At 64.5% G+C, this 26,088-nt stretch carries 22 protein-coding genes; 12 read left to right on the top strand and 10 right to left on the bottom strand.

The window, feature by feature from the left end; all coding sequences use genetic code 11:
- Positions 1-60: 60 nt before the first annotated feature.
- The 3 genes from QAZ22_RS04150 to QAZ22_RS04160 all read left to right on the top strand — a co-directional run bounded on the left by QAZ22_RS04150 (position 61) and on the right by QAZ22_RS04160 (position 3,040).
- A complete protein-coding gene (locus QAZ22_RS04150) occupies positions 61-954 on the top strand; it encodes a ParB/RepB/Spo0J family partition protein (RefSeq protein WP_278205713.1) in 894 nt (297 codons plus the stop codon).
- A gap of 644 nt (positions 955-1,598) precedes the next feature.
- Positions 1,599-2,225: a DUF1326 domain-containing protein gene (locus QAZ22_RS04155; protein WP_278205715.1), complete on the top strand. Its 627-nt coding sequence runs from the start codon at positions 1,599-1,601 to the stop codon at positions 2,223-2,225.
- A gap of 26 nt (positions 2,226-2,251) precedes the next feature.
- Entirely contained in the window at positions 2,252-3,040 is a 789-nt protein-coding gene (locus QAZ22_RS04160) for a DUF2182 domain-containing protein (RefSeq protein ID WP_278205716.1), read from the top strand.
- 249 nt (positions 3,041-3,289) lie between these two features.
- On the opposite strand, the gene holA is transcribed toward QAZ22_RS04160, so the two are convergent.
- Positions 3,290-4,336 carry a DNA polymerase III subunit delta gene (gene holA, locus QAZ22_RS04165; RefSeq protein ID WP_278205717.1) on the bottom strand — a complete coding sequence of 349 codons (1,047 nt, stop codon included), beginning with the start codon at positions 4,334-4,336 and terminating at the stop codon, positions 3,290-3,292.
- Positions 4,337-4,853: 517 nt separating this feature from the next.
- Between holA and QAZ22_RS04170 the strand changes: the two genes are divergently transcribed.
- The 5 genes from QAZ22_RS04170 to QAZ22_RS04190 all read left to right on the top strand — a co-directional run bounded on the left by QAZ22_RS04170 (position 4,854) and on the right by QAZ22_RS04190 (position 11,124).
- Positions 4,854-6,086, top strand: a complete 1,233-nt coding sequence (locus tag QAZ22_RS04170) for a 3-methyl-2-oxobutanoate dehydrogenase (2-methylpropanoyl-transferring) subunit alpha (protein WP_278205719.1) — start codon at positions 4,854-4,856, stop codon at positions 6,084-6,086.
- A 2-nt stretch (positions 6,087-6,088) separates the two neighbouring features.
- On the top strand, positions 6,089-7,102 hold the full coding sequence (locus QAZ22_RS04175) for an alpha-ketoacid dehydrogenase subunit beta (RefSeq protein ID WP_278205720.1): 1,014 nt from the start codon (positions 6,089-6,091) through the stop codon (positions 7,100-7,102).
- 19 nt (positions 7,103-7,121) lie between these two features.
- Positions 7,122-8,417 (top strand): dihydrolipoamide acetyltransferase family protein, encoded by a 1,296-nt coding sequence (locus tag QAZ22_RS04180; protein ID WP_278205721.1) that lies wholly within the window; start codon positions 7,122-7,124, stop codon positions 8,415-8,417.
- A 250-nt stretch (positions 8,418-8,667) separates the two neighbouring features.
- On the top strand, positions 8,668-10,065 hold the full coding sequence (lpdA, locus tag QAZ22_RS04185; RefSeq protein WP_278205722.1) for a dihydrolipoyl dehydrogenase: 1,398 nt from the start codon (positions 8,668-8,670) through the stop codon (positions 10,063-10,065).
- Between the two features lie 198 nt (positions 10,066-10,263).
- A complete protein-coding gene (locus QAZ22_RS04190) occupies positions 10,264-11,124 on the top strand; it encodes a glycosyltransferase (RefSeq protein WP_278205724.1) in 861 nt (286 codons plus the stop codon).
- Between the two features lie 182 nt (positions 11,125-11,306).
- Here QAZ22_RS04190 and QAZ22_RS04195 read toward each other — a convergent pair whose 3' ends face one another.
- Positions 11,307-12,410: a saccharopine dehydrogenase family protein gene (locus tag QAZ22_RS04195; RefSeq protein ID WP_278205726.1), complete on the bottom strand. Its 1,104-nt coding sequence runs from the start codon at positions 12,408-12,410 to the stop codon at positions 11,307-11,309.
- Between the two features lie 121 nt (positions 12,411-12,531).
- On the opposite strand from QAZ22_RS04195, the gene QAZ22_RS04200 reads away from it, so the two are divergent.
- Complete coding sequence (locus QAZ22_RS04200; protein ID WP_278205728.1) at positions 12,532-12,960, top strand: Lrp/AsnC family transcriptional regulator; 429 nt, start codon at positions 12,532-12,534, stop codon at positions 12,958-12,960.
- 225 nt (positions 12,961-13,185) lie between these two features.
- Here the strand turns inward: QAZ22_RS04200 and QAZ22_RS04205 are convergent, their stop codons facing one another.
- From QAZ22_RS04205 to QAZ22_RS04225, 5 genes are all read right to left on the bottom strand, one after another.
- A complete protein-coding gene (locus QAZ22_RS04205) occupies positions 13,186-15,213 on the bottom strand; it encodes an aldo/keto reductase (protein ID WP_278205729.1) in 2,028 nt (675 codons plus the stop codon).
- 57 nt (positions 15,214-15,270) lie between these two features.
- Complete coding sequence (gene ugpC / locus QAZ22_RS04210; RefSeq protein ID WP_278205730.1) at positions 15,271-16,356, bottom strand: sn-glycerol-3-phosphate ABC transporter ATP-binding protein UgpC; 1,086 nt, start codon at positions 16,354-16,356, stop codon at positions 15,271-15,273.
- Between the two features lie 12 nt (positions 16,357-16,368).
- Positions 16,369-17,205 (bottom strand): carbohydrate ABC transporter permease, encoded by an 837-nt coding sequence (locus QAZ22_RS04215; protein WP_278205732.1) that lies wholly within the window; start codon positions 17,203-17,205, stop codon positions 16,369-16,371.
- A gap of 13 nt (positions 17,206-17,218) precedes the next feature.
- On the bottom strand, positions 17,219-18,079 hold the full coding sequence (locus QAZ22_RS04220; RefSeq protein ID WP_278205734.1) for a sugar ABC transporter permease: 861 nt from the start codon (positions 18,077-18,079) through the stop codon (positions 17,219-17,221).
- Positions 18,080-18,413: 334 nt separating this feature from the next.
- Entirely contained in the window at positions 18,414-19,682 is a 1,269-nt protein-coding gene (locus tag QAZ22_RS04225) for an ABC transporter substrate-binding protein (RefSeq protein ID WP_278205736.1), read from the bottom strand.
- Between the two features lie 106 nt (positions 19,683-19,788).
- Here QAZ22_RS04225 and QAZ22_RS04230 point away from each other — a divergent pair, with 106 nt between their 5' ends.
- Positions 19,789-20,658, top strand: coding sequence for a helix-turn-helix domain-containing protein (locus QAZ22_RS04230; protein ID WP_278205738.1), 870 nt, complete (start codon positions 19,789-19,791; stop codon positions 20,656-20,658).
- A gap of 258 nt (positions 20,659-20,916) precedes the next feature.
- On the opposite strand, the gene QAZ22_RS04235 is transcribed toward QAZ22_RS04230, so the two are convergent.
- The 3 genes from QAZ22_RS04235 to QAZ22_RS04245 form a co-directional block, all read right to left on the bottom strand.
- Positions 20,917-22,296 (bottom strand): HAMP domain-containing sensor histidine kinase, encoded by a 1,380-nt coding sequence (locus QAZ22_RS04235; RefSeq protein WP_278205739.1) that lies wholly within the window; start codon positions 22,294-22,296, stop codon positions 20,917-20,919.
- Between the two features lie 389 nt (positions 22,297-22,685).
- On the bottom strand, positions 22,686-23,066 hold the full coding sequence (locus QAZ22_RS04240; RefSeq protein ID WP_278207787.1) for a YkvA family protein: 381 nt from the start codon (positions 23,064-23,066) through the stop codon (positions 22,686-22,688).
- A gap of 56 nt (positions 23,067-23,122) precedes the next feature.
- Positions 23,123-23,800, bottom strand: coding sequence for a winged helix-turn-helix domain-containing protein (locus tag QAZ22_RS04245; RefSeq protein ID WP_278205740.1), 678 nt, complete (start codon positions 23,798-23,800; stop codon positions 23,123-23,125).
- Between the two features lie 202 nt (positions 23,801-24,002).
- Here QAZ22_RS04245 and QAZ22_RS04250 point away from each other — a divergent pair, with 202 nt between their 5' ends.
- A complete protein-coding gene (locus QAZ22_RS04250) occupies positions 24,003-24,635 on the top strand; it encodes an isoprenylcysteine carboxylmethyltransferase family protein (protein ID WP_278205742.1) in 633 nt (210 codons plus the stop codon).
- 252 nt (positions 24,636-24,887) lie between these two features.
- A complete protein-coding gene (locus tag QAZ22_RS04255) occupies positions 24,888-25,907 on the top strand; it encodes an LLM class flavin-dependent oxidoreductase (RefSeq protein WP_278205743.1) in 1,020 nt (339 codons plus the stop codon).
- Positions 25,908-26,088: the final 181 nt, after the last annotated feature.

The following is a 26,088-nucleotide window of genomic DNA, read 5'->3' on the forward strand; positions in this document are numbered from 1 at the left end:
AGCGATCCAGCAGGTTTGGTTAATTAGCCGATTCGATTCCGAAACGATCTGGACATTATAATGAGCGAAGACCAATCAAGAAAAAGACTGGGCCGTGGCCTCGCGGCACTGATCGGGGAGATCGACCGTCCAGCGGCGCCGGAAAAGCCGAGCACGTCAGTCGCGGCGGACGGCAAGGTGCCGATCGAGTTCGTCAGCCCGAACCCGAAGAACCCGCGCCGGCATTTCGGCGATGCCGATCTGACCGATCTCGCGCAGTCGATCCGCGAGCATGGCGTCGTACAGCCCGTGGTGGCGCGGCGCTCGCCCTCGCAGCCCGGCCGCTACGAGATCATCGCCGGCGAGCGTCGCTGGCGGGCGGCGCAGCGTGCCGGCCTGACCGAGATCCCGCTCATCGTGCGCGACGTCAACGACCGCACCGCGCTGGAATTGGCGATCATCGAGAACGTGCAGCGCGCCGACCTCAATCCGGTCGAAGAGGCGCAAGGCTACCAGCAGCTCATCGACGAGCATGGCTACACCCAGGCCGATCTCGGCCAGGTCATCGGCAAGAGCCGCAGCCATGTCGCCAACACGCTGAGACTCCTGAAGCTGCCCAATGTCATCCAGAGCATGCTGGTCGACGGCGATCTGTCGGCCGGCCATGCCCGCACGCTGGTTACAGCCGAGGACCCGGCCGGGCTTGCCAAGCGCATCGTCAAGGAGGGGCTTTCGGTTCGCCAGGCCGAGGCGCTGGCGCAGATGCCCGCCGGTCCGACGCCGGCCAAAGCGAAGCCCGCGGCGAGCGCGCTGGAGAAGGATCCCGACACGCTGGCGCTGGAAAAGCTGATGACCGACACGATCGGCATGATCGTGAGCATCGAGCACAAGGGCAAAGGCGGCACGCTGCGCGTCAATTATCGCACGCTGGAGCAGCTCGACGAGCTGTGCCGGCGGTTGAAGGACGAGCGGTAAGTTTCTGATACCCAACGAGCTGGCCGGCTAATGAAGTTCTGGCTTAAGGCTGGATATGGCTGATATATCGGTGATAAACATCAAGGGGCTGGGCGTTATGCCGGCCTTTTTGTTGGCGATTGACGAAAAGCAGCGGCCATCTGCGTCGTCATTCTAGGGCGGAGCAAGGAGCGAAGCGACGCGCGTAGACCTAGAATCCATGCCGTGACGCTAAGGCGTTGCAATGGTTACGGAATTCTGCGCCGTTGCATTCTATGGCGAGGGTCACGGGCATGGATCCTCGGGTCAAGCCCGAGGATGACGAAGCGCAGGGGTTCGGCCCATCCTAGCGGACGGGACAGCGCCCCCCTCTGTCCTGCCGGACATCTCCCCCACAAGGGGGGAGATCAGCCGGCACCTCGGCTTTCGCCAATCGCGGACGTTGTTTCTATCTTTGCCCCTAATATCGCGCTTTCGATCACAAAGCCGAGCAGTGCCGCTTGGCTTGACTGCGCCGGGCATCGGCGTACGCTTAAATTAGCAAGTCGAAATTATATGCCCTGGCGTGCCGGACAGTCGCGGCGTGGGGCTATTGCCGCAATCGAGGTGAAGCGGCACCACCCAAAGCGACCCTGCCGATGCGCCTGAGACAATGGGAGGTGTAAATGGCAGTCAGCTGGCAATTGTCTGGAAGTTATTTCGAAAATTGTAGCTGCGATGTCGTGTGTCCTTGCTTGCTGTCCACCAACGCGCAGCTGACATCGAAGCCGACGAGAGGCGTTTGCGACGTCGGCCTGGTTTTTCACATCGACAAGGGCAATTTCGGCGACGTTCGCTTGGACGGTCTCAGCGTCGCGATGGTTGCCCACACGCCCGGTCCGATGGCGGACGGCAATTGGACAGCCGCCGCCTATATCGACGAAAGGGCCGACGACAGGCAGACGGAGGCGCTGGGCGCGATCTTCACCGGCGCCGCGGGCGGTCCAATGGCATTGCTGGCACCCATGATCGGCACCAACCTCGGAGCCAAGAAGGTTCCGATAAGCTACCAGATAGACGGGAAGAAGCGGTCGGCAGAGATTGCAGGCGTCATGAAAATGGCGGTCGAACCGCTGCCGACCATGCGCGAGGACGGGCAGATGTGGGCAGCCACCGGGCATCCGATCAATCCCGACTGGCTGGCCCTGGCGATGGGGGCGGAAGGCAGCACGTTCAGCGACCATGGCATGAGCTGGGACAATTCGCGCCGCAACGGACATTACGCCCCGATCAATTGGTCCGGCCAGCAATAGCACTTGGCAGCATGCTCGGACCGCCCATGGCGTTGACGTTGCAGCGAAACATCATTCTCGCGCTGCTGATCGCTATCGCGGCGTCGGCGTGGGCCTTGCTCATCTGGCAGCAGATGGGCATGGATGCGGACATGCGCATGGGAATCTACTCACCCACCATGGGCATGAAGGCGCCGCTGTTCCTTGCCGTCTGGATGATCATGATGGTTGCGATGATGTTTCCAACGGCCGCGCCGATGATCCTGACGTTTCACCAAGTGCAGGCCGGCAAACGGGGGCGCGGCGAAACCTTTGTCTCGACCTGGGTGTTCGCGGCCGGGTACATGCTGATATGGGGCGCGATGGGCGTTCTCGCCTTTGCCGGCGCGGCGGGCTCGGAGGTGCTTGCCGCGTATGTCGGCTTGTCCACGGCGACGGCCGCGCGCATCGGCGGGGCGCTGCTGATGGCAGGGGGCGCCTACCAGCTCTCCCCGCTGAAATATCTGTGCCTCGCCAAATGCCGCACCCCGGTCGGCTTCATCCTGACATCGTGGCGCGACGGTCAGTGGGGCGCGGTGCGCATGGGCGTGCAGCATGGGCTCTTTTGCCTGGGCTGCTGCTGGCTTTTGTTTCTCGCTCTTTTTCCCATTGGGATCATGAACCTCGCCGCGATGGCCGTGGTCACCCTATTAATCTTTGCGGAAAAGACCCTCCCGTCGGGAGAGCGGATAGCAAAGGTGTCTGGTGTCGCCCTGCTCCTCTACGGCGCGACGGTACTGGTCTTTCCACAGGCGCTGCCAACCTTCCAGCCGGCGGACGCCATGACAATGAACTGATCAGCTTTTACCCGGCTAAGGAACTCTTGGCTTAGGACTAGGAAAGGGCTAACACGCTGGCTCTTATTACTTTGTGGCGCTGGTAATTGGCGAAATCGGCGAAGCGACTAATCTCCCCCCTTGAGGGGGAGATGGCCGGCAGGCCAGAAGGGGTCGTTCGACGTAAATCGCCGACGTCATCTTTCGACGCGAAGGGCGCTGGCGACCCCCTCTGTCGCCTTCGGCGACATCTCCCCCTCAGGGGGGAGATCAGCTGCGCTGCCCCAGCCTGGCGCTTTCCACCGCGATGCCCAGCAATGCCTGGCGCGCCAACGCTTCCGACAGATCCGGCCGCTTGCGGGTCTGCAGCACCGCGGCCTGCAGGCGGTTCAGCGCGCGGCCGAGCGCTTCGCTGTTCCAGCGCTCGAGCGTCTTTTCCACCAGCTTGCGGCGCGAGAAGAAAACCGGTGGACGGGCGCCTGCCACGACCGAGGCGGCGTTTCGGCCGCCCGATTCCATCTGGCCGCGCATCACCTGGATCGCCTGCAACTGCCGCATCGCGGAGGACAGCACCAGAAAAGGGTGGCCGCCAGACTGGCAGTGGCGGGTGAAGGCGGTGTCGAAATCGCCGACCTTGCCGTCCAGCACGGCGTCGACCGCGTCGTCGAAGGAAGCGCCGGAGACGTCGCCGGACAGCGCGTTGACGTCGTCGAGGTCGATCTCCTTCTTGCCGTGGGCGTAGAGCACAAGCTTCTCGATCTCGCCGCGCGAGGCCAGACGGTCGCCGCCGAGATTGCGTCGCAACGCCTGCCGGGCGTCGAGCGTCATCGACATGCCGGCCTTGCGCAGCTCGTCGTCGATCACCGAATCGAGATCACGGGCTTCGTCGGCATAGCAGGGCAAGGCAATGGCGTTGCCGGCCGCCTCGACGATGGCGCGCAGGCCCGTGCCCTTCTTCAGGTCGCCGGCCTCGATGAGAATGATCGCATCCGGCGCCGGCTCGGCCGTCAGCGCCTTGATGTCGTCGGCCAGCGCCTTCTGGCCGCTGGCGTTGCGCACCCAGAGCAGCCGCCGGTCGGAAAACATCGGCACGGTGCGCGCCTCATCGAGCAGCCGGCCTTCGTCGCGGTCGACTTCCGCGCCGTCCAGCTTGACCACCGAGAACGGATCGTCGAGCGGCAGGCCGGTCTTGACCGCGAAGGTCTTCGCCCGCTCGGCGACCAGGCCGCGGTCGGGGCCGTAAAGCAGGACGATGGCCATGGCCGGGTCCGGCCGCGCCAGCCACGAATCGACCTCGTATCCTTTCTTCTGTGCCATGCGGGGTGAGTTAGCACGATGGGAATGCTCGGTGAACTGTGCGTTGTTGCATTGATCCCACCCTATCAGGCGTCGGCGCCGCCCCTCATCCCCCTGCCGGGACCTTCTCCCCGTATAGTGACGGGGAGAAGGGGACCGGCCGCAACCTCGGCGCTCGTTCTGCAACGCTGGTGGATTGGCGAAACCCTTGATGACGGCGCCCCTCTCCCCGTCACTATACGGGGAGAGGATGCCGGCAGGCAGGTGAGGGGCAGCGCTGCCGTCGACAACTAACCCGAAGCCAACGTGGTCGAAGCATTGCAGCCTCTTGCGCCTAAAGCCATGCGAGCATTCGCCAAATTGCGCGCGGCCTGAAAACATCGACAGGAAATTTCGGCGCCATATCTGCATCTTGTCGGCCATGTGCCGCATCGGCTCCGCGAGGCCGATGGCCGGGAGGACGGTCGCCATCTCGACCGATGAAATGGCGGCGCGGATGTGCAAATATCGCACCGGCAACATTGGAGGACGTGAGCTCATGGCCGATGCTGGAATGTTGCGCTTTCATGTGCCCGAGCCCGAGGTTCGGCCCGGCGGCACGCCCGACTTCTCGAATGTGACCATTCCCAAGGCGGGATCGGTGCCGCGCCCGGAGATCGACGTCGATCCGCGCACCATCCGCGACATGGCCTTCTCCATCATCAGGGTGCTCAACCGCGCCGGCGAAGCGGTGGGGCCTTGGGCGGGCCTGCTCACCGACGAGGAGCTTCTGGAAGGCCTGCGCCACATGATGACGCTCAGGACCTTCGACGCGCGCATGCAGATGGCGCAGCGCCAGGGCAAGACCTCCTTCTACATGCAGCATCTCGGCGAGGAGGCGGTGAGCTGCGCCTTCCGCAAGGCGCTCAAGCCGGGCGACATGAATTTCCCGACCTATCGGCAAGCCGGTCTGCTGATCGCCGACGGCTATCCGATGGTCACGATGATGAACCAGATCTATTCCAACGAGGCCGATCCGCTGAAGGGCCGGCAGCTGCCGATCATGTACTCGTCGAAGGAGCACGGCTTCTTCTCGATCTCCGGGAACCTGGCGACGCAATACATCCAGGCGGTCGGCTGGGCGATGGCCTCGGCGATCTCGAAGGATTCGCGCATCGCCGCAGCCTGGATCGGCGACGGCTCGACGGCGGAATCCGATTTCCATGCGGCGCTGGTCTTCGCCTCGACCTACAAGGCGCCGGTCGTGCTCAACGTGGTCAACAACCAGTGGGCGATCTCGACATTCCAGGGCATAGCGCGCGGCGGCTCCGGCACCTTCGCGGCGCGCGGCCTCGGCTTCGGCATTCCGTCGCTGCGCGTCGACGGCAATGATTATCTCGCCGTGCATGCCGTCGCCAAATGGGCGATCGAGCGGGCGCGGCGCAATCTCGGGCCGACGCTGGTCGAATATGTCACCTATCGCGTCGGCGCGCATTCGAGCTCGGACGATCCGTCCGCCTACCGGCCGAAGGCCGAATCCGATGCCTGGCCGCTCGGCGATCCGGTCGTCAGGTTGAAGAACCATCTCATCCACAGGAAAGTCTGGTCGGAGGATCGCCACACCCAGGCGGAGGCCGAGATCCTGGAGACGGTGATCACGGCGCAGAAGGAAGCCGAAAGCCACGGCACGCTGCATGCCGGCGGCAAGCCGTCGACGCGCGACATGTTCGAAGGCGTCTATGCCGAGATGCCGCCGCATCTCAGGCGCCAGCGGCAGCAGGCGGGGGTCTGACCATGCCGAGAAAAACCATGATCGAGGCAATTCGCGACGCCATGGACGTCTCGATGGCGCGTGACGAGCGCGTCATCGTCTATGGCGAGGATGTCGGCTTCTTCGGCGGCGTCTTCCGCTGCACGCAAGGCCTGCAGGCCAAATACGGCAAGAACCGGTGCTTCGACGCGCCGATCAGCGAATCGGGCATCGTCGGCTCGGCCATCGGCATGGCGGCCTATGGACTGAAACCCTGCGTCGAGGTGCAGTTTGCCGACTATGTTTATCCGGCCTACGACCAGATCGTCTCGGAGGCCGCGCGGCTGCGCTACCGTTCCAACAATGATTTCACCTGCCCGATCGTGGTGCGCATGCCGACCGGCGGCGGCATCTTCGGCGGCCAGACGCACAGCCAGAGCCCGGAGGCCTTGTTCACGCATGTCTCGGGCCTGAAGACCGTGGTGCCGTCCAACCCGCACGACGCCAAGGGGCTGTTGATCGCGGCGATCGAGGATCCGGATCCGGTGATCTTCCTTGAGCCGAAGCGGCTCTATAACGGTCCCTTCGACGGCCATCACGACAAGCCGGTGACGCCGTGGTCGAAGCATGAGCTCGGCGAGGTGGCGGACGGCCACTACACGATCCCGCTCGGCAAGGCGGCGATCCGGCGGCCGGGCTCGGCGGTCACCGTGCTCGCCTATGGCACCATGGTCTATGTCGCCGAGGCCGCGGCCGCGGAAACCGGCATCGATGCAGAGATCATCGATCTCAGGACGCTTCTGCCGCTCGACCTCGACACGATCGTCGCTTCGGTGAAGAAGACGGGGCGCTGCGTCGTCGTGCATGAGGCGACGCTGACCTCCGGCTTCGGCGCCGAGCTGGTCGCGCTGGTGCAGGAAAACTGCTTCTACCATCTGGAAGCCCCGGTGGCACGGGTCGCCGGCTGGGACACGCCCTATCCGCATGCGCAGGAGTGGGAGTATTTCCCCGGCCCGGCCAGGGTCGGGCGCGCGCTCGTCGAGACGATTGAAGCTTGAAGAAGGGGGAAGCCTGAGGATGGGCGAATATGTGATCAAGCTTCCCGATGTCGGCGAAGGCGTCGCCGAGGCCGAGCTCGTCGAATGGCACGTCAAGATCGGCGACCTGGTGCGCGAGGACGCTGTGCTGGCGGCCGTCATGACCGACAAGGCGACCGTCGAGATCCCCTCGCCGGTCGACGGCGAGATCCTTTGGCTCGGCGCTGAGATCGGCGACACGGTGGCGATCGGCTCGCCGATCGTGCGGCTGAAGGTAGCCGGCGAAGGGAATGTGAAAGCCGACGGCGACGCCAAGGCCGCGCCGAAGGCAGAAACGCCGGCCGAGCCCGCAGCGGCAAAGTCCGACCCAGCAGCGCCAAAACCGCCGCAAGTCTCGGCGCAGCCTTCCGTCGCCGCGCCCAAGGGCACGCGCCCGGCGTCCGTCACCGGCGCGCCGCGTCCGGAAGGCGAAAAGCCGCTGGCTTCGCCCGCCGTCCGGCTGCGCGCCAAGGAAGCCGGCATCGATCTTCGCCAGGTTCCGGGCAGCGGCCCGGCCGGGCGCATCAGCCATGAGGACCTGGATGCCTTCCTGGCGCGCGGGCCGCAGCTTGCCCGTCCCACCGGGCTTGCCCCAAAGGACGGCGTCGAGGACATCAAGGTCATCGGCCTGCGGCGCAAGATCGCCGAGAAGATGGCGCTCGCCAAATCGCGCATCCCGCATATCACCTATGTCGAGGAGATCGACGTCACGGCGCTGGAGGAGCTGCGCGCCACGCTCAACAAGGAAAAGCGCGCCGATCGCCCCAAGCTGACGCTGCTGCCCTTCCTGATGCGGGCGATGGTCAAGGCGATCGCCGACCAGCCGAACCTCAACGCCCTGTTCGACGACGAGGCCGGCATCATCCACCAGCATGAAGGCATCCATATCGGCATCGCCGCGCAGACGCCCACCGGGCTCGTCGTGCCGGTGGTCAAGCATGCCGAGGCGCGCGACCTGTGGGATTGCGCCGCGGAGGTGAACCGGCTGGCCGAGGCGGCCAAGTCCGGCACGGCGAGCCGCGACGAGCTCTCGGGCTCGACCATCACCATCACCTCGCTCGGTGCGATGGGCGGCGTGGCGACGACGCCGGTCATCAACTATCCGGAAGTGGCGATCGTCGGCGTCAACAAGATGATGGTGCGGCCGGTGTGGGATGGCACCCAGTTCATCCCGCGCAAGATGATGAACCTGTCGTCCAGCTTCGACCATCGCGTCATCGACGGTTGGGACGCCGCGGTGTTCGTGCAGCGCATCAAGGCGCTCATGGAGACGCCGGCGATGATCTTCGTGGATTGAGGGGGATGAGGTTTATCGCAAACGTAGGTAAGGCAGGGAAAGGCGCGGCGCCGGGATGTCGGCTCCCCCTTCTCCCCTTGTGGGAGAAGGTGTCGCCGAAGGCGACGGATGAGGGGTGCTCCAGGGAACGCCGGCGTCTCACTCCGCTGGAACACCCCTCATCCGTCTCGGCGCTGACGCGCCGATCCACCTTCCCCCACAAGGGGGGAAGGAAAGGCGCGCACCGGCCATCGCCGAGAGGACAGCCGTCATGAAAGAAATCTCCTGCAAGCTGCTGGTCATCGGCGCCGGGCCGGGCGGCTATGTCTGCGCCATCCGCGCCGGCCAGCTCGGCGTCGACACCGTCATCGTCGAGTTCGGCAAGCCGGGCGGCACCTGCCTCAATGTCGGCTGCATCCCGTCCAAGGCGCTCATCCATGCCGCGGAGGAGTTCGACAAGGTTGCGCATATGGCCGGCGGCAAGGATCCGCTCGGCATCAAGGTCGCCGCGCCGACGCTCGATCTGGCCACGACGATCACCTGGAAGGACGGTATCGTTAGCCGGCTGAACAGCGGCGTCGCCGGGCTGCTGAAGAAGGCCAAGGTCAAGACCGTGCAAGGCTGGGCGACGTTCCGAGACGGCAAGACCGTCGAGGTCGAGACCGAGACCGGAACGCAGGTGATCCGCGCCGAGACGGTCGTGATCGCCACCGGTTCGGCGCCGGTCGAGCTGCCGTTCCTGCCTTTCGGCGGCCCGGTCATCTCATCGACCGAAGCGCTGGCGCTGAGCGAAGTGCCGAAGAAGCTCGCCGTCGTCGGCGGCGGTTATATCGGGCTCGAGCTCGGCATGGCCTTCGCCAAGCTGGGCGCCAAGGTCATCTTGGTCGAAGCCCTGCCGCGCGTGCTCGCGCAGTACGATGCCGAGCTGACGAGGCCGGTGCTGAAGCGGCTCGGCGAGCTCGGCGTCGAGGTGATGAGCGGCGCCAAGGCTAAGGGACTGTCGACCAGGGGCGATGCGCTGCTGGTGGAAACCGCCGACGGCAAGAACGCCAAGATCGCGGCCGACAAGGTCCTGGTGACGGTCGGGCGCAAGCCGCTGACCGAAGGTTGGGGGTTGGACCAGATCGACCTCGACAGGGCGGGAAGATTCATCCGCATCGACGACCAGTGCCGGACCTCGATGCGCGGCATCTACGCCATCGGCGACGTGACCGGCGAGCCGATGCTGGCGCATCGCGCCATGGCGCAGGGCGAGATGGTGGCCGAGATCGTCGCCGGCCACAAAAGGAGCTGGGACAAGCGCGCTATTCCCGCGATCTGCTTCACCGATCCGGAGCTGGTCACAGCCGGCCTGTCGCCGGAAGAGGCCAAGGCGTTCGCCGGCGAGATCAAGATCGGACAGTTTCCCTTCGCCGCCAATGGCCGCGCCATGACCAGGCAAGGCGAGGACGGCTTTGTGCGGGTCGTGGCTCGCGCGGACAATCATCTGGTGCTGGGCATCCAGGCGGTCGGGCAGGGTGTTTCGGAACTGTCGACGGCCTTCGGCCTGGCGCTCGAGATGGGCGCGCGGCTGGAAGACATAGCCGGCACCATCCACGCCCATCCGACCCAGGGCGAAGGTTTTCAGGAAGCGGCGCTGAAGGCGCTCGGGCACGCGCTGCATATTTGAGTCCGGCGCCGGGTCGACCCCCACTCCGTCGAGCTTCGCTCGACACCTCTCCCCGATCGACGGGGGAGAGGAAGTCGCGAACCTCCTCAGCTCGCCAGCCGTCTGCTCCAGCTATCAACGCTCCCGCGTGGATCGCATGGCGTTTCATGCTCATTGTTGCTATGGCCTCCTTCCAAGACTTATCGCCGGCATATCAGCATGGATCTGAAGAAATATATTACGATTCGCTACAATACCGCCGCCAGCTTCACGCCCAGCCAATGGAGCGGCAAAGGACGGGTGAATCTCGACCCTGTCTGGCTGGTCGAACGGCTGGCTCTGTTTGACAATTACTGCGCTGCCTCGCTCGAAACACAGTCTCTGAAGGACTTTACGGTCCTCATCGCGCTGGATGCCGATACGCACGAAAATTATGTCCGGGCCGTCTGCAACTGCGTGGATGGTGTCGAGGTGAGGCCGATCCTGGTCGAGGCCGGTGAGGACCACGGCGCCCGGTTCAATGCTTTCGTCCAGGCAGACACCGATGCCCGGTTCGTGTCGCTCACGCGGCTCGACAGCGACGACGCGCTTGCGCCGAGCTTCATGGCACGGATCGACCATTTGGCGCGAAGGGAGATCGAAAAGGGCACGGTGGACGAGCAACCTCTCTACATTGCCTTTCCGCACGGCCAGAATTTTGACACGGCAACCGGCCGCTACACCGACCATGAGTACGCCCTGTCGGCTTTCGGAACTTTGGTCGAGAAGAGATCGCCGGCGATGAATGGCGTCTACAGCGACCATCACCAGAAGATGGCGACCCGCTACAACACGATCATCGCGCCATCGAAGGATGCCCAATGGTGTATCGTCGTCCATGACAACAACGTCGCCAACGTTCTCAGGGGCAAGCCGACCGAGACGCCTTCCTTCAGAGTGGGGCGGCCAGGCGCGAAGCCACGCGAGCTTGTCCGGCAGGAGAAGGCGCCACAAGCCGCTCGGAGCACCGGAATCGCCTCGCGGACCACAGGCAATCTTGTCCGGTTTCTATCAGGGCGTCCCTTGAATTTGCGCAAATAGCGGACGCGCCGCAGGTCGGAGTTCTCCCTTCTCCCCTTGTGGGAGAAGGTGGCCGCGAAACGGCCGGATGAGGGGTGTTCCAGGGAATGCCAGCGTCTCACTCCGCTGGAGCACCCCTCATCCGTCTCGGCGCTTCGCGCCGATCCACCTTCTCCCACAAGGGGAGAAGGAGAGGGCGTTGCTCAGCTCGCCAGCCGGCTCACCATCTCGTGCTGCGCGTAGGCGCGGCCGAAGCGGTTGGCCAGGAAAGCGTCGAGCGCGATGTCTTCCTGGCGGACAAATCCCTTTGCCGGCAGGGTGCCGTCGGCCAGCATGTCGAGCACGGCGCAGATGCCGGAGGCGGTGGTGATCTGGATGGCGCTGCGCACGACATTGCCGACGCGGTGCGAGTAGATCTTGTTGGCGTAGGTCTCCTGCAGCAGGCGACCGTTCCTGCGCCCCGAAACGGTGACGAAGACGATGACCACATCCTGCAGCGTGGCCGGCAGGGCGCTTTCGAAGATGTCCTTCAGCACGTCGCGGCGGTGGCGCAGCCCGAGGTCGTTGAGCAGCGCCTTCATGATCGCGGCGTGGCCGGGATAGCGGATGGTGCGGTAGTTCAGCGTGCGCACCTTGCCCTTCAGCGTCTCGGCCAAAGTGCCGAGACCGCCCGAGGTGTTGAAGGCTTCGTAGGTGACGCCGTCGAGCGAGAACTCCTCGCGCTCCTCCAGCGGCGGCACCTCGATCAGCTCGCCTTCGACGATCGCCTCGCAGGGCTCGCAATACTCGTTGATGACGCCGTCAGTGCTCCAGGTCAGGTTATAGTTCAGCGCGTTCGACGGATATTGCGGCAGCGCGCCGACGCGCATGCGCACGCTCTCCAGCGTGTCGAAGCGGCCGGCGAGATCGTTGGCGACGATCGAGATGAAGCCCGGCGCCAGGCCGCATTGCGGAATGAAGGCGCTCTTGGCGTCGCGCGCCAGCTCCTTCACGCGGCGGGTCGAGACGACGTCTTCGGTGAGGTCGAGATAATGCACGCCGGTCGCTGCCGCGGCCTCGGCGATGCGCGTGGTGAGGTGGAAAGGCGCAGCGCTCAGCACGGCGAACTTGCCGGCCAGAATCTTCTCAAGCGCGCCGGGCGCTGCGATGTCGAGCTCCTGTGTTTCGACGCCGGCCGGCAATTCGGCCGCAGCGAGCTGGGCGGCGGAGCGGTCGACGAGCGTGACGCGATAGTCACCCGTGGCGGCGAGCATCTCGGCGATGGTCGAGCCGATCTTGCCGGCGCCGACGACAACGATGTTCTTCATGGTCAATTCCCCTGCCAAATTCGAATTGGCTGAATCATTGCAGCTTGCCTGTCGAAAGGAAGCGTGAAATCTGGCAGAGTGAAGCGCAACTTTAAGCGATTTGCCGAAAGGTTTCGTCGAAATGCTCACGGAAGCTGAACAGGCCCTGCTTTCCTTGCTGCGCGCCAACGCCCGCGCCTCGACCGCGGAGCTCGCGCGTAAGCTCGGCGTGTCGCGCACCACGGTGCAGAGCCGGATCGAGCGGCTGGAACAGCGCGGCATCATTACCGGCTACGGCGTCAGACTTTCACCCGACTATGAACAGGGGCTGGTCAAGGCGCATGTGCTGCTCACCGTCACGCCCAAGTTCGCCGACAAGGTGGTGCGCAGTCTCGAGGCGATGCCGCCGGTCAGGACGGTGCATTCGGTGAGCGGCAATTTCGACATGATCGTCATCGTCGACGCTCCGTCGATCAGGGATCTCGATGCTCTGCTCGATCAGATCGGCGCGATGGACGGGGTGGAGCGGACGTCGTCGTCGATCATTTTGTCGACGAGGGTGGATCGGTGAAACTGGTGAAATGTCGGCGGGACAGCACCCCCCTCTGGCCTGCCGGCCATCTCCCCCTCAAGGGGGAGATCGGACACTTCGGCGTCGCGCCCTGCCTTGCGACGTTCGAGATCGGCGAAAGTCGAGGTGACGGCCAATCTCCCCCCTTGAGGGGGAGATGCCCGGCAGGGCAGAGGGGGGCGCGAAGGAACGCGACGTCTGCCATTTCGCTCCTGAATAAACTCGCTACGCCCTCCTTCTCTCCGGCCCCTCGTCCAGCCACCCCAAATCCTCCGGCGAAAGCTCAATATCCAGCGCCTTGAGGCTGTCCTCCAGCTCGTCAAGCGTGCGCGGGCCGATCAGCGGCACCGACGGGAAGGGCTGTGCGAGCACATAGGCCAGCGCGACATGGATCCGGCTCTTGCCGAGTTTTCCGGCCAATTCGATCGCGCGGTCGCGGCGGCCGAAATTCTTCTCCGAATACCAGACCCGCACCAGCTCCTCATTGTCGGTCCGGTCTCGGCCGGCGCGGTCGGTGAAGAAGCCGCGGCCCTGGCTCGACCAGGCGAAGTTCGGCATCTGGCGTGCCGTCAGCCAGGCCTTCCACGCATCGGTCGAGGAGGTGATGCAGCCCGCCCAGATCGGTTCCAGCATCTCGGCCAGCGAGAAGTTGTTGGAGAGCGCGCCGGGCTTCTGCTTGCCGTTCTTTTCGGCATAGCGAATAGCCTCGTCCATGCGCTCCATCGTCCAGTTGGAGCCGCCGAACAGGCCGCGGATGCGGCCGGCCTTGGCCTCGCGGTCCATGGCATCGACGAATTCGCCGACCGGCACGTCCGGATTGTCGCGGTGCATGAAATAGATGTCGACGTGGTCGGTCTGCAGCCGGTCGAGCGACTGGGCGAGCTGCCTGCCGATCACATCGGGATAGCAGAGCGGCGAATGCGCGCCCTTGGCGATGATGACCGACTGCTCGCGCACGCCGCGATTCATCAGCCATTGCCCGAGCAGCGTCTCGGTGTAGCCGGCGCCATAGACAAAGCCGGTGTCGAACAGATTGCCGCCGGCCTCGAAGAAAGCGTCGAGCAGGATCGAGCCGGAGGAGAAGGTGCGGAAATCCTCGAAGCCGAGCGCCAGCCGCGACGCTGCGCGCGGCAGGCCCGGGATGGCGCGCTTGCCGATGGCGGTACCGCCGGTGCGGAGCGGCCGGCCGGAGATGGTGTTGACGCGCTTAGCCGGCTTTTCGATCTCGTATTCCAGCCCGACGGCCGCGCGCCATTTGTCGAGCACACGCAGCGTGCCGAGGCTGTCGGCCCAGGCCATGCCCGGCCAGGCGAACTCCCGGCGGCCGGCCCGGATCGCCTCGCCGGCGGCGTCGACCTCGAAGGAATAGAGGTGGCGGGTCTCGTTGACGCTGAGGGTTTCACGCGTGCCGCCGGACCGGATCACGTCGATCCGGCCCGGTCCGACATCGCGGTTGCCACCGGCGAACCAGAAGTCGGGCACCTCGATCTGGCCCTTGGTGCCGAAGATGCGCAGCACATTGTCCTGGTTGAGCGAAATGCTGCAGGAGACCTCGGCGACGATGCCGCCAGGGAAATGGAGCAGCGCCGAGGCCCATTCGTCGACGCCGGACTGGCCGAGATGGGCGGCGCCCACCACCTTGTCCGGCTCGACAAAAGCTTGTCCTGTCGCGGCGCCGGCTATCAGCCGCGCCATCGACACCGGATAGCCGCCGACATCGAGGATGCCGCCGCCGGCCAGCTCGTTGGCGTAAAGCCGATGCTCGGGCATGAAGCCCGGCATGGCGAAGCCGAAGCTCGACTTGATCATGCGCACCTCGCCGATGACGCCCGATTTGATCAGCTCGACCAGCTGCAGCGTCTGTGGGTGCAGCCGGTACATGAAGGCTTCGCCGAGAAAGGTGCCGGCCTTGCGCGCCGCATGCATCATGGCGTCGGCCTCGAAGGCGGTCAGCGCCAGCGGCTTCTCGCACAGCACATGCTTGCCGGCTCCGGCTGCCTTGATCGCCCATTCGGCATGACCGGGATGCGGCGTCGAGATGTAGACGGCGTCTACACCATCGTCGGCCAGCAGCGCGTCATAGCCGTCGAGGATGCGGGCGCCCGGAAAGGCTTGCGCCAGTCCCGGCTTGCCGGGGTTGCGGGCGCCGAGCGCAACCAATTCGCCGGTGCGCGACTGCGCCACGCCGCCGGCAAAGGATCTTGCGATGCTGCCGGGCCCGAGGATGCCCCAGCGTATTTTTTGAGATGTCATGTCGAATTCTCCATGGGTCGCCGCCACGCCTGGCATGCCGGCAAGAAAAAATCGGGTTCAGCGAATCCTCGCGCCTGTCTTGTCGAAGAGCAGCGCGCGCTCGGCCTTAATCGAGACAGTGAAATGGTCGCCGCTGGCGCGCTGGCGCGCCGCCTCGCGTTCGACGATCAGCTCCTCGGCTCCGGCATTGGCGTAGACGTAGCTCACCGAGCCCAGATGCTCGGCGACGTCTGCCTTGACCGGAATATCGCAGCCGCCCTCGCCGGCCTCGAAGAAATGCTCCGGTCGAACGCCGAGCACGACCTCGGCGCCGACGGCCGGCAAAGCTTCGCAGAGCGGCTTCTTCAGCCTGGCGCCGCCATGATTGACGAGCTCGACGATCGCTGCGCTGTTCGACGTCTCGACGACTTTCGCCGCCAGGAAATTCATCTTCGGCGAGCCGATGAAGCCGGCGACGAAACGGTTGGCGGGGTCGTCGTAAAGGTCGAGCGGCGCGCCGATCTGCTCGACATTGCCACCTTTAAGCACCACGATGCGGTCGGCCAGCGTCATCGCCTCGGTCTGATCGTGCGTCACATAGATCATGGTGACGCCGAGCTCCTTATGCAGGCGCGAGATCTCGACCCGCATCTGGACCCTCAGCTCGGCGTCGAGATTCGAGAGCGGCTCATCGAAGAGAAAAACCTGCGGCTCGCGCACGATGGCGCGGCCGATGGCGACACGCTGGCGCTGGCCGCCGGACAATTGCTTCGGCCGCCGCTGCATCAGCTCGTCGATGCACAGGATCTCGGCGGCGCGCTTGACCCGTCGTTCGGTGTCGGCCTTGGGGTTGCCGTTCATGCGCAGCCCGAAGGAGAGGTTCTGCTCCACCGTCATGTGCGGATAGAGGGCGTAGGACTGGAACACCATGGCGATGCCGCGGTCGGCCGGCTCGACATCGTTCATCACCTTGCCGCCGATGGCGATCCTGCCGTCGCTGATGTCCTCCAGGCCGGCGATCATGCGCAAAAGTGTGGACTTGCCGCAGCCGGACGGGCCGACGAAGACGACGAACTCGCCGTCGGCGATATCGATGTTGGCACCATGGACAACCTCGAAGGTGCCGAAGCGCTTGACGACATTGGTGAGGGTGACCGCGGCCATCTCGCTCCTAACCTATTTGACCGCGCCGGCGGCGATGCCGGCGATGAAATGACGCTGCAAAAGCACGAAGACGACGAGCATCGGAACCGTCAGCATCACGGCGCCGGCCATGATGCCGCCCCAGGAGACCTTGGTGAGGCCGATCAGCGTGCCGAGCGCCACCGGCGCCGTCATCGCGCCGGGCTGGCTGTTGATCAGCAGCGGCCAGAGATAATTGTTCCATGAGGCGAGGAAGAGGATGATGGCCAGGGCCGCCAGCATCGGCCGCGCCAAGGGCAGCGCGACGAAGAGGAAGATGCGCCACTCCTTCACGCCCTCGACCCGCGCGGCGTCGAACAGCTCGGCCGGCATCATCGAAAAGGCCTGGCGCATGAAGAGCACGCCCAGCGAATTGAACAGCGGCGGCACGATGAGCGCGATCCAGGTGTTGGCCAAGGCGAAGTCGCGCGCCACCATGATGAATTGCGGGATCAGCACCACCGCATAGGGAAGCGTGATGGTGCCGAAAATGATCGCCACCACCAGCCCCTTGCCGAGGAACTCGTAGCGCGCCAGCGCCCAGCCGGCCATCGAGGTGAGCAGCACCGACAGGAAGGTGTAGGTCACCGCCACCGAGACGGAGATGCCGATGGCGCCGACGAAATTGGTGTCGCGCTGCAGATTGTTGAAATTGTCGAGGAAGCCGTCATGCGGCAGAAGCTCGATGCCGGGGCTGAAGATGCCGTTGTCGGGCATGGTGGAGAACACCACCATCATCCACAGCGGGAACAGCCAGACCAATGCCAGCGGCGTCAGGAAAAGATGCAGCGCGATCGTGCGGCCGAGCCGTCTTTGAGAGCGCGAGGTCATTTCGGCTCCCCCGTCATTTTGGTTCTCTCGTCAGCCAGAGCTGCACCAGCGTGATGGCGATGGCGAGCCCCGCCATCGTGTAGGCGATCGCCGAGGCATAGCCGAAATTGAGCGAGCGGAAGCCCTGGCGGTAGAGCAGGAGACCCAGCGTCTCGGTGCCGCCGCCCGGCCCGCCACGCTCGGTGATCAGAAACGGCTCGGTGAAGAGCTGCATGGTGCCGATGATCGACAGCACGGCGCAGAAGACGATGACCGGCTTCAAGAGCGGCAGAGTGATGTGGAAGAACTGTCTCACCTTGCTGACGCGGTCGAGCGTCGCCGCCTCGTAGACGTCCTCCGGAATCGACTGCAGGCCGGCCAGGATGATGATGGCGTTGTAGCCCGCCCAGCGCCAGGTCACCGCGATCATGATCAGCGCCATGGCCGGCGTGACGTTGGAGAACCAGTCGATCTTGGGCAGGCCGACGCTGTCGAGCAGCTTGTTGACGATGCCGAAATCGAGGCTGAACATCAGCCGGAACACCGCCGAATAGGCCACCTCGCCGACCACGACCGGGGCGAAGAAGGCGAAGCGGTAGAGGCTGCGCGCCTTCAGCAGCGGCGAATTCAAAAGCACCGCCATCACGATCGCCAGCGAGATCATCACCGGCACCTGGATGACGAGGATCAAGAGCGTGTTCTTCAAAGCGTTGAAGAAGGCGGGGTCGCCGATCAGGCGGCCCCAGTTGAAGGCCGGCGCGAAGCGCCACGGCACGGTGCGGGTCGCCTGGAAGGAGATCAGGAACGAACTGATGATCGGCCAGATCCAGAAGATGGCGAAGATCAGCAGGTAGGGCGTGAGGAAGCGATACGCGGTGGCGTTCCGGTAGCGCATCGTCTTCCTCCTTTCTGGTTGTTTGTTTCACGCCTGTGGTGGCGGGCGGTGTTGATACCGATGCGGCCGGTGGTAGGCCGCCATCATTTGACGAGGTCGGCGCTGCCCCTCATCCGCCTGCCGGCACCTTCTCCCCGTATAGTGACGGGGAGAAGGGAGCTGACCGCGGCCTTGGCGCTCTTCCGCGCAACGCTGGTGATTGGCGAAACCGCCGACGACAGCGTCCCTCTCCCCGTCACTATACGGGGAGAGGATGCCGGCAGGCAGGTGAGGGGCAGCGCCAGCAGTCCGGCAAGTTGCTCCTGTATCCGACCTTGCGGCATCGACGTCATGCTCACTTGACCGGCAGGCCGGTCGCCGAGGCGATCTGGCTGGCAGCGTCGTCGAGCGCGGCCTTGGCATCGGCGTAGCCGCCGGCCAGATATTTGGTCTGCACGGCGCGGACGATGATCTCGGCGTCGCTCTGGAACTGGGTGCCGCGGCTCGGAACAACCTTCGGCAGCGTGGCGAGGATGTCCTTCCACACCGCCTGGTCGCCCCAGTAGGGCTGCCCCTGCGCGACGTAGGGATCGTCGAGCGCCGAGATCAGCGACGGCACCAGGCCGAAATCCTTCAGCATGGTGATCTGGCCCTCATTCGTCTCCAGCGTGTATTTCAGATAGGCGTAGGCGGCTTCCTTGTTCTTGCTGGCCGAAGTGATGGCCAGGGAGGAGCCGCCGAGATTGGCGGCGCGCGGGCCGTCGGCAGTCAGGCTCGGCATCAGATAGACGCCCCATTTGCCGCTTTCCTTCGGCGATTCGGTGCGGATGGTGCCCTCATACCAGCCGCCATAGACCTGGGTGGCGACGGTGCCGGCCGTGTTGTTGGTGATCTTGGTCGACCAGTCGGCCGAGGAGACGATGCCGGCGTCCTTCATCTCCTTCACCTTGGTCATGGCGTCGACGCATTTCGGCTGGTTGACCGTGATCGACTGGCCGTCCTCGGCGAAATAGGCGCAGCCCTGCTCGTTGGAGATCATGCGGAAGAATTCGGTGTCGCCGTTGAAGTCGGCATTGGTCATGGAGACGCCGGGATTGGCGGCCTGGATCTTCTTGCCGGCGGCGATGAAATCGTCCCAGGTCTTGATCGAGGCGGGATCGACGCCGGCCTTCTCGTAGAAGTCGCGGCGATAGAAGACGGCGACCGGGCCGGAATCCCAGGGCATCGCATAGGCCTTGTCGCCGACCTCGAGCTCGGTGCGCTTGAAGTCGGGGAATTTCTTCTGATCCTCGGCGGTGTAGCCCAGCGTGTGCAGGTCGACGAAGCAGTCGGGGAACTGGCTCCAGTAGTTCTCGGCCTCGCCGTTCTCGATCGAGACGATGTCGGGCAGGCCGACGCCGCCGGCGGCGCAGCCGGCGATCGACTTGTCGTAGGTCGGCTGGTTGCCGAGGTCCTGAACCGTGACCTTGATGTCGGGGTATTTCTTGTTGAAGCCCTCGACGGTCGACTTCAGCGACGAAGCGGCGATGTTCCAGCTCCAGATCGTGAGTTCGCCGGATTGCGCGAGGGCCGGGCCGGAGCCCAGGGCAAGCAAAAGCGCGGCGCAGGTCAGTGTGGTGCGCATTGAAATCCTCCCATTTCGTTTGCTCTCTCACCGTGAGCATGGGTAGATTATGCGGCGCGGAAGGCTTGTCCCCGACAAAGGGAATAAGAAGTTGGCGGAAAGTAAGATGCCCGGGCGTCCGTTCTACCAGCCAGGCGCGAGCAGCGTCGAAGGCCTGCCGCTGGCTTTGCAGATGTTCCACAACCATCCGTTGATGATGCTGAAGCCGCACTGGCACGCCCAGGTCGAGGTGAATTTCATCGTGCGCGGCAGCGTGCATTACCGCATGGCCGAGCATGAGATCGCGCTGTCGGCCGGCGAGATGTGCCTGTTCTGGGGCGGGCTGCCGCACCAGATGGACGACCTGACCGACGACGCCATCTATGCCGGCGCGCATCTGCCGCTGGTGCATTTCTTCCGGCTGCATCTGCCGGCCGATGTCCGGCATCGGCTGATGACCGGCGCGACGCTGGTGACGAATGCCACCGACCAGTCCGACAACGACAATTTCAAGCGCTGGAACGATTATGCGCGCTCGGGCGATGCGGCCAAGGCCGAACATGCCGTCAACGAGCTGCTGCTTCGGCTCGAGCGGGTGCGCTTCGAGCCCTACCGGCTGGTGCCGGAGACCGCGTCGGGGCACGGGGCGGGCAGCCCCTTCGACCAGCAATCCTCGCGCAATGTCGGGCGCATGTGCGATTTCATCGCCGAGAATTTCCTCTACGACATCGACTGCGTGAACATAGCGGCGGCGGCCGACATCCATCCCAAATACGCCATGAGCCTGTTCAAGAAATCGACGGGCATGACGCTCAACGAATATGTCAATCTGCTGCGGCTGAGCTATGCGCAGGCGCTTTTGATGCATGAGGGCGCCAACGTGCTGAAGGTCGCAATGGACTCGGGCTTCGGCTCGCTCAGCGCCTTCAACAAGTCGTTCCGCAAGCTTGCCGGCATGTCGCCTTCCGACTTTCGCAAGGCGGGCGTCGCGCGGTAAAACTGATCAACGGTCGCCCACCCGTCGTCATTCTAGGGCGGAGCGGGAAGCGAAGCGTACCGCGTAGACCCTAGAATCCATGCCATGACTTCCGCCAGGGAGCGCAACCGTGCAGAATATTCTGTAACCGCTGCAACGCCTTAACGTCACGGCATGGATTCTAGGGTCTGCGCGCGTCGCTCCGCTCCTTGCTCCGCCCTAGAATGACGATGTTGGGGCGCCTGCAACCTTTCAAAATTCCTGTGTCGGGGAACTGTCTCAGGCTTCTGGGTCTCGCACAGCCGGAAAGCTGACGGTCACGCCGAGACCCGGATTGCGGTCCTCGAGCGTTATCGCGGCGCCATGCAGGTCGGCGACGGCCTTGACGAGGCTGAGGCCAAGGCCGCTGCCCGGCGTCGTACGGCTGGTATCCAGACGGTAGAGCCGCTGGAAGACCTTTTCGCGCTCCCCGGCCGGAATGCCGGGGCCGTTGTCGCTCACGTGGACGAGGATGCGGTCGTCCTGCCGCGTCACCGACAGCTCGATCGCCGTGCCCGCAGGGCAATGCCTAAGTGCGTTCTCGACAAGATTGGCCAGCATCTGCATCAGCAGGTCGCGGTCGCCGTGGATATACCATTTCGTATCCGGAACAAGCTTCGTCGACAGCGACTTTCCGTCGTCCTCGGCAACGTCGGCATAGACGTCGCCGATGGTGTCGACGACAGTGCCGACATCGAGATCGACGAAGCGCGCCTTGCGCGCGCCGGCCTCGATCTGGGCGATGCGCAGAAGCGCGTCGAAGGTCTCGTTGATCTGCGAGCTTTCGGCGCGCGCGTCGGCGAGCTCGTCGGTCACATCCTCGCCCGAAACGGTCTTGTCGGCGGCCTGCTCGAGGATCATCTGCAGGCGGTTGAGCGGCGTCTTCAGGTCATGCGCGATGTTGGCGCTAACCTCCCGCATGCCGTCGACCAGCGCCGACAGGCGGTCGAGCGCGGCGTTCACCTGGGTGGATACGGCATCGATGTCGTCGCCGTTGCCGGTCAGCGCGATACGCGTGTCGAGCCGTCCGTGCGAGACGTCGACCATGGTGGCGGCGATGCCGTCGAGCCGCCGCTGGACGCGCGAGGCAAGCAGGGCGCCGCCGGCGATCGCGAGGCCGGTGATGAACAGCGTCCCCCAGCCGAAGCTCATCAGCACGATGGTCTCCAGCTCGTCGGTCTCGGCGAGCGAGGCGGCGACCGTCAGGCTGTTGCCGCCAACCTCGCCGGTATAGGCGCGATACATCGTGTCGGGCGGCACGCCCGGCAGTCTGGCGGCGAACATCGAGAAACCGTCGGGCAGGCCTGAAGCGGTGAAGTTTCCCGCCAGATGGTTGCCGTCGGGATCGGTCAGCGAGAAAAGTTGATCCTTGTCGGGGCTGAGGTCGGCGTTGTTGTTGACCGAGGCGATGAGATCTTCCTTCTCGTTTCCCGCATAGGTCAGAGCCACGACCGTATAGGTCTCCTTGATGGATTGATCGAGCCGTCTCGCCAGGTCGGCGCTCATCAGCTGGTAGACGACCGCCCCGGACAGGATGAAGGCAAGCACGAACAGGAAGGCAAAGGCCAGCGCCAGCCGGAACGGCGTGCTGCGCAGCAGGCTAGGGGGCTTGTCCTTCATCGCACCAATTCCCTAGCACAGAAATTTTGGCCGGTCGGATGTGTTTGCCTTGGCAGGTCGCATCCCTTGGAGATCGACCACTGACGCCCCTCGCTTCGTCATCCTCGGGCGGAGCAAGGAGCGAAGCGACGCAGCGCAGACCCGAGGATCCATTCCGTTACATATGAGCGCTGCGGCGGTGCAGAATTCTGCTCCGCTGCACCCTACGATCAAAGTCACGGAATGGATCCCCAGGGTCTCCGCGACGGAGCTTCGCTCCTGCTTCGCCATGGGATTGACGAGGTTGGAGGGCCTCCGCCACTTGCAAACGCTTATGATGGTTCGGCGAGACGAACAATAAGGCTACCTGCCGACAAGCCTGCAACCTTTCAAAGTCCTTGTGTCGGGAGCTAGACGGACTTCGGCCATAACAGCCACAGCAGCGCCAGCGCCGCCGCTATCCAGACCGCGATCATGAAGATCAGGCCGGTCCGGCTGACCGGCCTGGTGCTGCGCGTGGCAGTGTCGCGGAATTCCTGCATGAGGCCGGGCGGAACCAGTTTGACCGCAAGCAGGATGCCGAGCGGAACGATAACAAGGTCGTCCAGATAGCCGACGATCGGAATGAAATCCGGAATGAGGTCGACGGGGCTGAGCGCATAGGCTGCAACCGCGCCGGCCATGACCTTCGCGTACCAGGGAACGCGTGGATCGCGGGCAGCGAGCCACAGGGCCACAACGTCGCGCTTCATGCGACGCGCCCATTGCCTTGCGGAGTCCAGCATCGACATGTCGCTCATATACGGACAGCCGGCCGGAGACGCGAGATGCGGTTGGGCATGGATCGTCAACCCGGCACGTGCAGGCTGTAGCCGGTGTTGCGCACCGTGTGGATGAGCGCCACGTCGAACGGCCTGTCGACCTTGGCCCGCAGCCGGCTGATATGGGTCTCGACGACGCTGGTCTTGGGATCGAAATGGAAATCCCAGACGCGTTCCAGAAGCATGGTGCGGGTAATCACCCGGCCCTCGCCGCGCATCAGCACCTCGAGCAGGCTGAATTCCCGGGGCTGCAGGTCGATCGCCTGTCCCTGCCTGGTCACACGGCGCATGATCAGGTCCATCTCGAGGTCGGCGACGCGCAGACTGGTTTTCTGTTCCTGCGCCGCCGGCCGGCGGCCGAGCGCGTTGATGCGGGCCAGCAGCTCGGAGAAGGCGAAGGGCTTGACCAGATAATCGTCGCCGCCGGCCTCCAGTCCTTCGACCCGGTCGTCGACGCCGCCGATCGAGGTCAGGAATATGGCCGGGGTCTTGATCCCCGCGGCGCGCACCGCCTTGATCATCGACAGGCCGTCGAGGCCCGGAACCATGCGGTCGGCCACGATGACGTCATAGGCATCGCGGGTCGCCGCAACGAGCGCGTCATGGCCGTTGCGCAGCAGGTCGCAGGCGTGCCCGGCCTCGCTCAGCCCCCTGACGATGTAGTCGGCGGTCCTTGGATCATCTTCAACCAGCAGAAGTCGCATTTTCGCGTTTTGTCCGGGCTCCATTGCGAACGCCATGCTAACATCGGCGGTGCACCATTCCCACAAGCCGGGGCTTACCCAGGCCTGTCCCGGTCCTTACAAATTCGTAAGAATGACCGAAAATACTCTTCAGGCCTCGCAATCCCACAGGAGAGAGGCTAGAGCGTGGCGTCCCTGACTGGGCCGGAGTGACTGAACCCGAATGGCTTACACATCGCTCAAATCAGCGCCGAAAGCGTTCGACCAGCACAAGCGCCTGATCGTCGTCCAGGTCGCCGCGGTGGTGGCCATCGTCCTGCTCTTGTTTTCCAAGCCGTTTCTCGGCGAAGGCTCGAGCGGGCACGAGCTGGTGGAGACGGCCGGCTTCGGCTTCGTGCTCGTCTGCTTCCTTGGCCGGCTGTGGAGCATCCTCTATGTCGGCGGCAAGAAGAACGACGAGCTGATCGTTTCGGGTCCGTTCTCGATGACCCGCAACCCGCTCTATTTCTTCTCGACCATCGGCGCGGTCGGCATCGGGCTGATGTTCGGATCGGCGCTGGCGGCCGCGATACTGGGTCTGGCAAGCTTCCTCGTCTTCCGGTTCACGGCCAATCGAGAGGCCGAGTACCTGTTCGGCAAGTTCGGCGCCGTCTACACGGCCTATGCCGGGCGGACGCCGCGTTTCTGGCCGAACCCGATGCTCTACCGCGACCAGGACCAGCTGGTCTTTTCCACCAGCGCGCTGAAAAGCACGTTCCGGGACGGGCTCTATTTCCTGGCGCTGTTTCCACTCATCGAGACGGTGGAGTATTTCCGCGCGGCCGGCGTGCTGCCGACCTTGTTCACCGTCTACTGATCAGTTCCTGGAACCACCGCCCATGCGCGGCGCGGCGCGTGCTTTCCAGAAAGATCGCCAGGCAGCCGTCTGGATCCGGATCGATTGACGGTCTGTATCCGGTCGCGTTCCGTTGAATAGCCGCGCGGCCTTGACTATTTGCCTTGCGCAATTCCGAAGCGGAAAGCCGTCGTATGCTCTTCCCGGCATTGCGTCGGAGCAACACAAGAGTTCGAGCGGCTCAGCGGGCCGCTCCGAACCGGAACGGAGCACATGAAAAAGATCGGGTTTCTGTCGTTCGGGCATTGGTCGCCCTCGCCGCAATCGGGCACGCGCTCGAGCGCCGACGCGCTCTTGCAGTCGATCGACCTCGCGGTCGCGGCCGAGGAGCTCGGCGCCGACGGCGCCTATTTCCGCGTCCACCATTTCGCCCGCCAGCTCGGCTCGCCCTTCCCGCTGCTTGCGGCGGCCGGAGCCAAAACCAAGCGCATCGAGCTCGGCACTGCCGTCATCGACATGCGTTACGAGAACCCGCTCTACATGGCCGAGGATGCCGGCGCCGCCGACCTCATCGCCGGCGGGCGGCTGCAGCTCGGCATCAGCCGCGGTTCGCCCGAGCAGGTGATCGACGGCTGGCGCTATTTCGGCTACGTGCCGGAAGAGGGCAAGACCGACGCCGACATGGCGCGCCGCCACGCCGAGATATTCCTCGATCTCTTGCGCGGCGAAGGGTTCGCCCAGCCCAATCCGCGGCCGATGTTTCCCAACCCGCCCGGCCTGCTCAGGCTGGAACCCTTCTCTGCCGGCTTGCGTGAGCGGATCTGGTGGGGCGCCGCTACTGACGGCACCGCGGTGTGGGCGGCCAAGCTCGGCATGAACCTGCAGAGCTCGACGCTCAAATTCGACGAGAGCGGCGAGCCGCTCCACGTCCAGCAGGCCAAGCAGATAAGAGCCTTCCGCGCCGCCTGGAAGGAAGCCGGCCACGCCCGGGAGCCGCGCGTCTCGGTCAGCCGCAGCATCTTCGCCCTGGTCAACGACATGGACCGAGCCTATTTCGGCGGCAGCGAGGGCGAGGATCACTTCGGCTATATCGAGCCGGAAAAGCGCGCCGTGTTCGGCCGCACCTATTCCGCCGAGCCGGACGTGCTAATCGAGCAGCTCAAGGAGGATCAGGCGATCGCCGAGGCCGACACGCTGCTGCTCACCGTGCCCAACCAGCTCGGCGTCGACTACAACACCCATGTCATCGAGGCGATCCTGAAGCACGTCGCGCCGGCGCTGGGGTGGAGGTGAGGTCGCGGCGGGGAATCATGCCGATGTGACCCGCTCCGAGCAATTTGATGTGGCCTGCCGTCGCCAATAGCCGAATGCTGGCGCCGCCCCTCATCCGCCTGCCGGCACCTTCTCCTCGTATAGTGACGGCGAGAAGGAGGCTGGCCGCAGCCTCGGCGCTCGTCCGCAACGCTGGCGATTG

This window comes from Mesorhizobium sp. WSM4906, assembly GCF_029674625.1.
Taxonomy (GTDB): Bacteria; Pseudomonadota; Alphaproteobacteria; order Rhizobiales; family Rhizobiaceae; genus Mesorhizobium.